The sequence below is a fragment of the Candidatus Nealsonbacteria bacterium CG07_land_8_20_14_0_80_39_13 genome (assembly GCA_002779355.1).
Lineage (GTDB): Bacteria > Patescibacteriota > Minisyncoccia > Minisyncoccales.
Genome location: PEWS01000037.1, coordinates 1 through 9687, shown reverse-complemented (window position 1 = coordinate 9687; position 9687 = coordinate 1). Strand labels below are relative to the sequence as shown.

The 9687-nt window shown below is 38.8% G+C and carries 10 protein-coding genes; 3 read left to right on the top strand and 7 right to left on the bottom strand.

The genetic code is table 11. The annotated features are described in order from the left end of the window. Positions 1–77 precede the first annotated feature (77 nt). The 6 genes from rsmI to COS96_02520 all read right to left on the bottom strand — a co-directional run bounded on the left by rsmI (position 78) and on the right by COS96_02520 (position 6900). Positions 78–791 carry a 16S rRNA (cytidine(1402)-2'-O)-methyltransferase gene (rsmI, locus tag COS96_02545; protein ID PIU43790.1) on the bottom strand — a complete coding sequence of 238 codons (714 nt, stop codon included), beginning with the start codon at positions 789–791 and terminating at the stop codon, positions 78–80. 17 nt (positions 792–808) lie between these two features. Then, the gene (locus tag COS96_02540) at positions 809–1828 is read right to left on the bottom strand and encodes a hypothetical protein (protein PIU43789.1); all 1020 of its coding nucleotides are present in this window, start codon (positions 1826–1828) and stop codon (positions 809–811) included. Positions 1829–1838: 10 nt separating this feature from the next. Beyond that, positions 1839–3104, bottom strand: a complete 1266-nt coding sequence (locus tag COS96_02535) for a hypothetical protein (GenBank protein PIU43788.1) — start codon at positions 3102–3104, stop codon at positions 1839–1841. Position 3105: 1 nt separating this feature from the next. After that, positions 3106–3336, bottom strand: a complete 231-nt coding sequence (locus tag COS96_02530) for a hypothetical protein (protein ID PIU43787.1) — start codon at positions 3334–3336, stop codon at positions 3106–3108. 28 nt (positions 3337–3364) lie between these two features. Beyond that, a complete protein-coding gene (locus COS96_02525; GenBank protein PIU43786.1) occupies positions 3365–4747 on the bottom strand; it encodes a glycine--tRNA ligase in 1383 nt (460 codons plus the stop codon). 500 nt (positions 4748–5247) lie between these two features. Next, positions 5248–6900, bottom strand: coding sequence for a hypothetical protein (locus COS96_02520; GenBank protein ID PIU43785.1), 1653 nt, complete (start codon positions 6898–6900; stop codon positions 5248–5250). A gap of 199 nt (positions 6901–7099) precedes the next feature. Between COS96_02520 and COS96_02515 the strand changes: the two genes are divergently transcribed. Further along, a complete protein-coding gene (locus tag COS96_02515; GenBank protein ID PIU43784.1) occupies positions 7100–7339 on the top strand; it encodes a hypothetical protein in 240 nt (79 codons plus the stop codon). Positions 7340–7357: 18 nt separating this feature from the next. On the opposite strand, the gene recO is transcribed toward COS96_02515, so the two are convergent. Next, on the bottom strand, positions 7358–7993 hold the full coding sequence (recO, locus tag COS96_02510) for a DNA repair protein RecO (GenBank protein ID PIU43783.1): 636 nt from the start codon (positions 7991–7993) through the stop codon (positions 7358–7360). A gap of 56 nt (positions 7994–8049) precedes the next feature. Here recO and COS96_02505 point away from each other — a divergent pair, with 56 nt between their 5' ends. Both COS96_02505 and COS96_02500 read left to right on the top strand, forming a co-directional pair. Beyond that, positions 8050–8937 (top strand): hypothetical protein, encoded by an 888-nt coding sequence (locus tag COS96_02505; GenBank protein ID PIU43782.1) that lies wholly within the window; start codon positions 8050–8052, stop codon positions 8935–8937. Positions 8938–8949: 12 nt separating this feature from the next. Beyond that, the coding region (locus COS96_02500) for a hypothetical protein (GenBank protein ID PIU43781.1) at positions 8950–9687 on the top strand (738 nt) is incomplete at its 3' end.

The following is a 9687-nucleotide window of genomic DNA, read 5'->3' as shown; positions in this document are numbered from 1 at the left end:
GGTCTGAAGTTGAATGCGTTAAGTGTTCGGATTGAGGGGTAGCTGTGGGGAACTGAATAACAAGATGTTATCATTTCTTAACCCGCCATGTCAACCACGATGACGAATTCGCCCTTGATGACATCCTTCTTAATGGCGCTGATCACCTCCTCGATTTTTCCCCTATAAATTGTTTCAAATTTCTTAGTAAGCTCCCGACAAACAACTACCTGACTAGGCTGTAGGTTGTAGGAATCAGCCTGTAGGTTTTTTAATTCATTTAAAGTTTTTATTATGCGATAAGTGGATTCGTAAAAAATAACGGGATATTTTGAATCAATAACTTCCTCAAAAAACTTTTTCCGTTTTTTCTTTACCGGCGGAAAACCCATAAAAATAAACTTATCCATAGGAAATCCGGAAACGCTGGCTGCGGCAGCAACCGCTGAAGCGCCGGGAATAGGAACCACCTTCACTTTGGCCAGAGGCCGACCAGCCTTTGGCTGGGACTCAATAACTTTCTCAACCAACTTGCTCCCCGGGTCAGAAATGCCCGGCGTCCCGGCATCGGAAATCAAAGCTAAGTTTTTCCCCTCTCCCAATAACCCGATGATATAATCTTCTTTCTCAATTTTGCTGTGCTGGTGATAGCTTATCGTCGGCGTTTTTATCTCATAATGATCCAGTAACCTTTTAGCCACTCTGGTGTCTTCGCACAAAATTAAATCAACCCCCTTCAGGGCTTCGATTGCTCTTTGCGAGATATCTTGGAGATTGCCGATAGGAGTAGCGACAATGTAAAGAATAGCCATAAAAATTAGAAATTTTATTAATTGGCTTCCTCTGCCCTGCTTCGGATAAATTCTTTCATAAATTCAAGAAAAATACTGAAGACGGGAACAGCCAAAATCGCCCCAGCAATTCCCCAAAGCTGGGCGCCGATAGCCAAAGAAATTAAGACCAAAACAGGGGAAAGTCCGACGAATTTTTTAGAAATTGCCGGAGTCAGGATATTGTTTTCAATCTGTTGGACAAGAAAAAAAATAAGTAAGACGAAAAACGCCTGCAAGGTTGACTCAAAAAAAACAAGCAAGAATATCAAGATCCCGACGATGGCAGGTCCGACAACAGGAATAAAATTAAGAACGCCGGCTAAAAGAGCAAGGGATAAAGGATATTTGACGCTAAATAGCAGAAAGGCGACCAAAGAAGCTACGCCGACGAATAAACAGGCGATCATCCTTGAAGCAAACCATCCTGAAACTTTTTCCTGCGCCTCTTCCCAAAAGGAAAGGAAGTATTCTCTTTTCCCTTCAGGCAGGAGCAGGGATATATTTTTTTCGATAGATTTTTCTTCAAGGGAAAGAAAAATGGCAACGGTTATTATAAAAATCGTTGACATTATCCCGCCGAAGAAGGAGAAAATGGCGTTGAAAATATTACCCGACATTTTCTGCAATGTTCCACTTAGGGAATTCAGAAATGTTTCAATATCAGTAAAGGCTTCAAACCCCAACCCTCTTAACATCGGAGAAACTTTATCAAAATATTGAGGGAGGAATTGAGCAAAATTTTTAAATTCATCTATGAAAATAGGGAGTATTGAATATATCAAAACAGATATCAGGCCGAAAACGGACAAATAAGAAAAAATCACGGCTAAAAGGCGAGGCACCCTCATCTTTTGCATAAAATTAATAGCCGGATTGAATAAAACTGAAACTATCACAGCAAGAACAAGCCAGATAAAAATATCTTTAAGCAAATAAAGAAAATAGAAAAGAAGGCAAGCTGAAGCTACCTTCAAAATCGTCCCCCACGAAATATCCAAAGTATTATTTTCAGCCATTGAAAAGATTTTAAAATTTTAATAACTGTTGAAATTTTTTCTTATTCCTAAATGGCCCTATCAATGCCAGATTGAGATTCTCCGGCTTAAAAATATCTTTAGCCACATCCAAAATATCTTCTGCGCTTACGCTCTTTATCTTAGCAAATATTTCTCCTGAAGTTAAAATTTCCCCCTCTAAAAGCTCTTGCTCGGCGCAGAAAGAAGCTCTCTCATCCGAGGTCTCCAAATTCAGGGCCAGTTTTCCTTTAATGTAATTTTGGGCTCTTTCCAATTCCGCCGAGGAAACTTTCTCTTCGGAAATTCTTTTATATTCCTTAAGAATAATCTTAATCGCTTCTTCTGCTTTTTTATTCGCCACCCCTGTATAGGTGGACAGATAACCGCAGTCAGTCTCCATATCGGAAAATGTATGAATGGCGTAAACCGTCCCTAATTCCTGCCTGACCTTGGCGAATAATCTGGAACTGGGCATACCGCCCAAAATAATTTCCAAAACCCTTAAAGCGTATCTCCGCGGATGAAAAATATTATAGCCCCTGACGCCGAGGCAAAGATTCGTCTGGCCTGTTTTCCTGTATTCCAAAAGAACTTTCGATTTTTTTTGATTTTCAACAGTTTTCTTTTTAAGAAACAACTCTCCCTCCCCTATGGCGGAAAAATACTTTTCTGTTTTCAGAAAAACTTCTTCGGATTTTATATTTCCGGCAACACACACTAAGGAATTCTTGGCTGTATATTGTTTCTTAAAATAATCCAGCAATTTTCCCCGGCTGATGCCTTTGACGCTCTCTTTTGTCCCGGCGATATCCCAGCCTGACGGCTGATCGCCGTACAATAATTCTCGCCAAACTCTGGTTATATGGAGGCTGGGGCTGTCCTCATACATATTTATTTCTTCAACAATCACTCCTTTTTCTTTTTCAATGTCTTTTTCCTTAAGAATGGCGTTTAAAAAAATATCGGAAATAACCTCTAAAGCATTCTCAAAGTTAGAACTCTCGGCTTTAATCCAATAACCGGTGCACTCATAACCGGTAAAAGCGTTGCGTTCCGCCCCCATTCTATCCATATCTTCATCAACTTGCTCCCATGAGGGCCTTTTTTTTGTTCCTTTAAAAAGAACATGCTCCAGAAGATGAGAAATCCCGCTTATTTCCCTTTTTTCATTGCTTGATCCTGCTTTTACCATTATCAAAATCGTCACCGCTTGAGTATCGGCTTGAGGAACAGCAATAATTCTTAACCCATTTTCCAGAATTTTCTTTTCAAACATCTTATTTGGTCGGAATATCATCCAGGATGTCCTTAATCTTGGAAAGAGGACTATCGCTATTTTCGTAACTCTTAATTTCAGAGAGAACTTCTCTGTCTATTATTTCTATTTGCTTTTCTATCTCCTTCTTGGCATCCTCCAGGCATTTTTTCCAATCCCTCATGTCCCTTTCCATTTGCTCTACTTTTCCCTTAATCCCGTTAACGTAATCGCTTAAATTTGCTTCGCTCATATTTTTTATTTTAATTTAGTTAATAATTTTATTGTTCTAATTTTTGTTTAATTGTGTCAACTAAGTCTTTCACGACAATTCGCTCTTGTTTCATGGTGTCGCGGTCGCGGATAGTGACATCTCCTTTTTCTAAAGAGTCAAAGTCAATGGTCAGACATATCGGCGTGCCGATCTCATCCTGCCTCCTGTACCTCTTGCCGATGTTTCCATTATCATCAAACTCACACATAAAAGTCGGTTTGAGAAGATCATAAACTTCCTTGGCTTTTTGGACTAATTCCGGCTTGTTCCTCAATAATGGGAAAATCGCCACTTTGACCGGCGCTAATTTTTTTGAAATTTTCAGAACAACTCTTCCTTCCTCCCCATCCATCTTTTCTTCAGTATAAGCGTCCGACAAAACAGCCAACATTGTCCTTCCTACGCCAACCGAAGATTCTATTATGTGAGGAATGTACTTCTCGCCAGTCGCCGGATCGAGATAGGAAAGTTCCTGTCCGGAAAACTTGCTGTGCTGAGACAAATCATAATCTCCGCGGGCGTGGATTCCTTCCAATTCTTTAAACCCGAAAGGGAAATTATATTCAATGTCGTAAGCTTCTTTGGCGTAAAAAACCAAATTTTCGTGCTTGTGCCATTTGAGATTTTCCTCTTTTATTCCCAAATCCAAATAATACTGCCATCTTACTTCTTTTAATTTTCCGTATTCTTCAATCTCTTTCCCGGGAGAAACAAAATATTGCATTTCCATCTGCTCAAATTCGCGAGTTCTAAAAATAAACTGGCGGGCGGTGATTTCGTTGCGGAAGGCTTTTCCGATTTGAGCGATGCCGAAGGGAATTTTTACTCTGGCGGTATCTAAAACATTTTTGTAATTTACGTAAATTCCCTGGCAAGTCTCTCCGCGAAGGTAAACAGGGTTTTTACTCCAATCGCCGGTAAAATTTCCCAAATTAGATTTGACCAGCAGATTAAATTTCTTAATTTCCGTAAAATCGCTTTTCCCGCAAATCGGGCATTTTATCTTTTCCATATTAGCAGAAAAGATTTTATTGATTTCCTCTTCCGACATTTTTTCATCGGCAAAAACATCGGCTGATTCCAGAAGATGATCGGCTCTCAAGCGATTATGGCATTTTTTGCATTCAGATAAAGGATCGGAAAAACCGGAAACGTGGCCGGAAGCTTCCCAAATTTTCGGATGCATGAATATGGCCGAATCCAAGCCGACGATATCTTCCCGCATTTGGACCATCGCTTTCCACCATTCTTTTTTTATATTATTGGCCAGTTCCGCTCCATAAGGGCCGTAATCGTAGATAGCGGAAAATCCGCCGTATATTTCAGACGACGGAAACACAAATCCGCGGCGTTTGCATAATGATATAATTTTTTGCATCAAATCCTCCATACTAAAATATTAAATTCAAAATTATAAGCTTCCGGTTTATTCATTCTAATCATAGCAGATTTTGCTCCCAAACTCCAAAACAAAATCGGGAGAGACCCGTCCTCTACCGCTCTTTTAAGAATTCTGTTTTCCGCAGTTTTAGCATTGACATTGACTGACAATTTGATATATTAATAGTATTACTACGAAAAAGACCCTGTTAAGGCTTGTCCTTTGTGGGGGCTTTTTCTTTTCTAATCTGTAAAATCAATCTTTTATCATTCAAATAAGCAATCGGGGCGCTTGTTCTCTTGAGAAGGATTGAACATTTTTTCTGAATACTCGGAGAAAGTATAATTTTTAATTTATCCTTCTCTTGCAAAAATTTTATCAAACCGGCATAATCACCATCGCTTGAGACAATAATCGCCCTATTGAATTTATTTCATTTTCCATTCTCTTGAAAATTATTTTTGACCCTATATTGTAGGCTCTGAGCTCCAAGTTATAGGTTGTAGGTTTTATTGGATGGCGCCTTCTTTTTCGTTGACGGTTAAGTCGTCAGGTAAGGCAGTGTCTATAGCCGGACTTTTTGTTTCCAAGTTTCCCTTCGTCCAGGCATCCTCTCCCATCAAACTGGCCTCTCCGATAAGCTGGGCCAGCTTCCCTTTTTGAGCTTCAGACGGGGTAAAAGAAATTTGAAAAGAAATATTCGGCGCGGAAGTCATAATCCCTTCTCCTGCCTTCAAATCCCCGACCGCCCAAACAATCTCCCTTGATTGCGAATCAAAGGCTAATTTAGAAGACTGGTCTTCCGGGAAAATTTTTCCCGTCAGACGAACTCCTTCCGAAAGAACCGCTTTTACTTTTGCGTTATTAACGTCATTGGAATAATTCTTGACCTGCCACATTATCGTGTAAGTTGTTTCAGAACCAGTTTGCGGAGGAATAGGCCCGTCGTTGCCGAAAATTTCATCTTGGAAATATCCTCTCTGGCTTAAGAAAATTTTAGAATTGACCTTAGTAACAAACTCTTCTCTGGCCTGGTTCAAGGTAATGGTATTTTTTATTTCTGAATTTTTAGCAACGCCCAAATCGTCTTTTAATTTAACCCAAAACTCCACACTCCCTTCTTCCATTGAAGAAAGTATTTGCAGTTTTGGAACCTTTTTCCAGTCAAAAATAATTGAATTGTCTCCCGGCTGAAAACTGCCATAATCGGATTTAATGGTTGAGAAGTCAAAGAAATTCCCTTCCAATTTGTTTATTAAAATTAAACTATCCAAACTATCTTTCCCTATGTTTTTGAATGAGACTTCATAATGAAGCCAGTCCCCCGGCGAAGCAGTGAACTTCGGATTGCTGTTTATCTTTTGAGCCATGTCCAGAGATGGTTCAATAATTGACGCTCCCTTGATAGCTTCTTTAAGAACAACAAATTCTCCGTCTCGCCATGTTCCTATTTTCGCTCTAAAAAGTTCGTCTTCCCCAACTCCTCCGGAAAGCTGGCCGGTGACTTCAATCCTTCCTCCCTCTGCCCTATTCAATACCCCTACTTCCCATTCCTTCTTTTCCAAATCTCTGGGCGCAGATTCTTTGAATTCGTAACCTGAAGGATAATCAGCCACCACCCTTAATCCGAGAATTGGATAATCAATATTGGAAAAATAATTCAAACGAAATTTAAAATCTTTGAGGGGCTCTATTCTTGAGGGCATATCAAATTCAAATGTCAGAGGAACGGATTTTATCCGAGTCGCCAAGCTAGTGCTTGATTCGTATTTAGCTTTCAGATTTTTCGGCTTATAACTAAGCCAGACATTGGCTTTTTTGATATCCCCCTCTTTGCCCAATAATCTGGTCTTAAAACTGATGGTTTTTTCTTCTCCGGGGTAAATGTCTTCCAAGTCTATTTCCTTTCTCAAAATATTGTCTTCAACGATTGAGTATTGAGGATATTCGAATATCAGCTTCGCTTCTTCAAGACGGATATCTCCATTGTTTTTGTATTTCACAGTATATTCAATCTCTTCAGCTACAGTCGCATCCTCTTTCCCTAAAAGCTCTAATTTCAAGATATCTTTTGAATAGCTGTTCTTCTGCCATGTCCAATAACCGGCTCCTCCGCAGACAAGAGCCAAAAGAAGCAAAAATAAAATAACTTTCCTCTTCATAAATTTAGTTGAATGTTAGTTTGATAAAAGTAAATCACAATGATTTCGTAATGCCTTTATCTTAACAAATTTACTCGCCTTTGCCAAAAGCCCCTTTAAGTCGCTGAATTACAACCCCGCAAGTGGTAAAGTAACTATAGCGTCGCAAGACTGTAATATAAAAAATTATTAACAAATATTAATTAAAAAAATAAAAAAAATGGAAGGAAAAAATTTTGAGAACCCAAAAAATATAAAAAAGGACGTAGAGACAGTCAAGGGAGAGATAAGGGGACACCTAAAATGGGTAGAAAGCAAATTAGAAGAGCTCACGGGAAAAAGAAAGACGTGGCCTGAACACGATATTGAAGAATTGGAAAATTCAATAAAAGACGTTGAGGAAACAAAGAAAGGGTGGCTGGAACAGCTCAAAAAGATGGAAGAGGAAAAGGAAGAATAATGGAAAAAATTCAAAGCATTAGAGGAGTTTTGCCAAAACGCCTTCCAAAATATCTTCTAAGGAGTTTTGGATTTCTTTGACGTCTTTGTCTGTTATTTTTAATTTCAAAAGGGTATCCCAATCCCGCTTTGAAAAAATCCTCAAAATTTCGCCGAGGCGTTCTCCTCTGAAACAATCATAACCGGAAGGATCTATTTCGTAACCCAAAATAGAAATGAAATTCCAGAGGAAGCAGAAATAAAATAATCGGCTAAATTGCAAATCAGTCAGTTGGCAATCGTCCAGCTTGCGGAAAGTTTCATTAAGCAAATCCCATATCGCCGAGTCTGCTTCCTGGCCATGAACCGCTCCGACTAAAGCCTCAGAGATTTTTTGAGCAATAGAGAGTTTGGCTAAATCCCTCCTTACTCCTTTAAAATCATCCAACAAAACAACATCAGTTAATGTCTTGTAATGCTTGCCCTGTATAAATTCAACTTCAGATAAATAAAAAAGCTCCAGCCTGGCCCTCAATTTTGAGTTTATCTTTCTTTCCGCTCTGGCCAATAATTGTATCTTCCCGAAATCCTTGGTGTAGAGAGTAAAAAGCCTGTCCGCCTCGCCCTTATCTTCTTTCTTGAGAATAAATCCTTCTGTTTTATAATGAGTAAACATAAGCCAACTATATCATAATATTGAACTTGGAAGTTAAAAATGGTAAAAAGAATAATATGGGAATAGAAAAACCGACAAACAATAAGGCCGAACAAAAAAGAACCCCCGAAGAGGAGTTTTTTGAGAGACTTCTGGAGAAAATAGGCAAACAATCTGAGTCATTAAGGAAAATGGGATTGCCCATAGGGCCTAATTTGCGGATAAATCCTCGTGACTATTCTGATGTTTATAGTAAGGAGAAGATAGAAAGCGACTTGATAGCGACAGAGGGCGTAATGGAAAAAATACACGAGAAAAAACTTTCCTTAAAAGAAATAGAAAAAGAAAAATTAAAAACAGACGGAGCAAAACTGGAAATACTCGTATCCTTACTCCTTAATAAATTTTTTGAGGAATATTCAAAGGGCAGATTCGTCGCCGTTGGGACGTCTGATTACGACGACCTAAAAAATGGGCTTGATACTGTAATTTTTGACACACTCACCGGCAGAATAATCTGCGCCATTGACGAAGTAGCGGATAATGAAGGCACAGGTAGAAGAATTGAAGAAAAAATAAAAAAATTTACAGAAAAAAATGAATTGGGCGGAAGGAAACTTGAATACGGCCTTGATGTAGAAAATGGAAAAATCAGGAAAACAAAAAGGGAGAATATACCCATCGTTCTTCTTTCTTTAAAATCTAAAGAAATAAAAATCGGCTTCGAAAGAATGCTTTTTGAAAAAGACGAAAAGAAAAGAAATGAGATGGCGAAAGGATTCTTTAATTATTTCATCAAAGCGATAGGAGAACAGATTGAGGGATTGGAAAGAGACAAATACGCAATGAGAAATCCTTTCCTGAAGCAAAATTTAGAAAATTTCAAAAAAACCATGGACGAATTGGCGCCAGAAGAAGACGAGTTTATATCAGGAAAAAAGAAGAAAAAGAGGGGAGGAAATTAATTTTAAAAAAATATGGAATTTGATATTGTGGCAATACCGGATTATTGGGGAGCGATAGCTTTGTTCTGCGTTTTTTTTGTTATTCTTTTTTTCTCTCTTCCGGCTTTCCTAAAGCTTATTTTCGACCGAGGAATAAAAAAAAGGATGGTCAAAAAATCTTTAAGATTTTCTCTTTTCCTCGTCAGGATCTCTAAGGAAAAAATAGACGAAAGGAAAGAGGTCCGCAAGGAAGAAAAGGAATGGATATCAACAACGGAACATTTCCTCTCCAGTCTCACTTCCCTCAAGAAAAAAGGGCTTCTTGACCCGGGACAATGGATCAGTTTTGAAATTGCGAAAATCGGCAAAGAAATAAAATTTTTTACCGCTGTCCCCGAAGAAATAAAAGAATCCGTCAAAAAACAAATCTACAGCTTTTTCCCCTACGCTGACATTTCCGAACTTCCCCAAGACTACAATATATTCTCTGAAACGGAAATAATCGCCGGCGGAGAGATGAAACTGTCGGAGAATTCCCTTCTCCCCATAAAGACTTACCTGAATCTGGAAGCAGACCCGCTTTCTAATATAACCAATGTTTTGACTAAATCAGAAAAAGATGAAGAGGCGGTGATACAATATGTCATCCGGCCGGCAACATCATCCTTGAAAGACAGGGGGAGGGAAATTTTAAAACACATAGAAACGGGTGAAACTTTCAAAAAGGCTTATTCGGAAACAAGCATCATTAGAATTCTGCTCAAACCCCTT

Coding starts and splice junctions, on each gene's coding strand:
- rsmI (PIU43790.1), bottom strand. CDS start 791: ATGGCTATTCTTTACATTGTCGCTACTCCTATCGGCAATCTCCAAGAT.
- COS96_02540 (PIU43789.1), bottom strand. CDS start 1,828: ATGGCTGAAAATAATACTTTGGATATTTCGTGGGGGACGATTTTGAAG.
- COS96_02535 (PIU43788.1), bottom strand. CDS start 3,104: ATGTTTGAAAAGAAAATTCTGGAAAATGGGTTAAGAATTATTGCTGTT.
- COS96_02530 (PIU43787.1), bottom strand. CDS start 3,336: ATGAGCGAAGCAAATTTAAGCGATTACGTTAACGGGATTAAGGGAAAA.
- COS96_02525 (PIU43786.1), bottom strand. CDS start 4,747: ATGGAGGATTTGATGCAAAAAATTATATCATTATGCAAACGCCGCGGA.
- COS96_02520 (PIU43785.1), bottom strand. CDS start 6,900: ATGAAGAGGAAAGTTATTTTATTTTTGCTTCTTTTGGCTCTTGTCTGC.
- COS96_02515 (PIU43784.1), top strand. CDS start 7,100: ATGGAAGGAAAAAATTTTGAGAACCCAAAAAATATAAAAAAGGACGTA.
- recO (PIU43783.1), bottom strand. CDS start 7,993: ATGTTTACTCATTATAAAACAGAAGGATTTATTCTCAAGAAAGAAGAT.
- COS96_02505 (PIU43782.1), top strand. CDS start 8,050: ATGGGAATAGAAAAACCGACAAACAATAAGGCCGAACAAAAAAGAACC.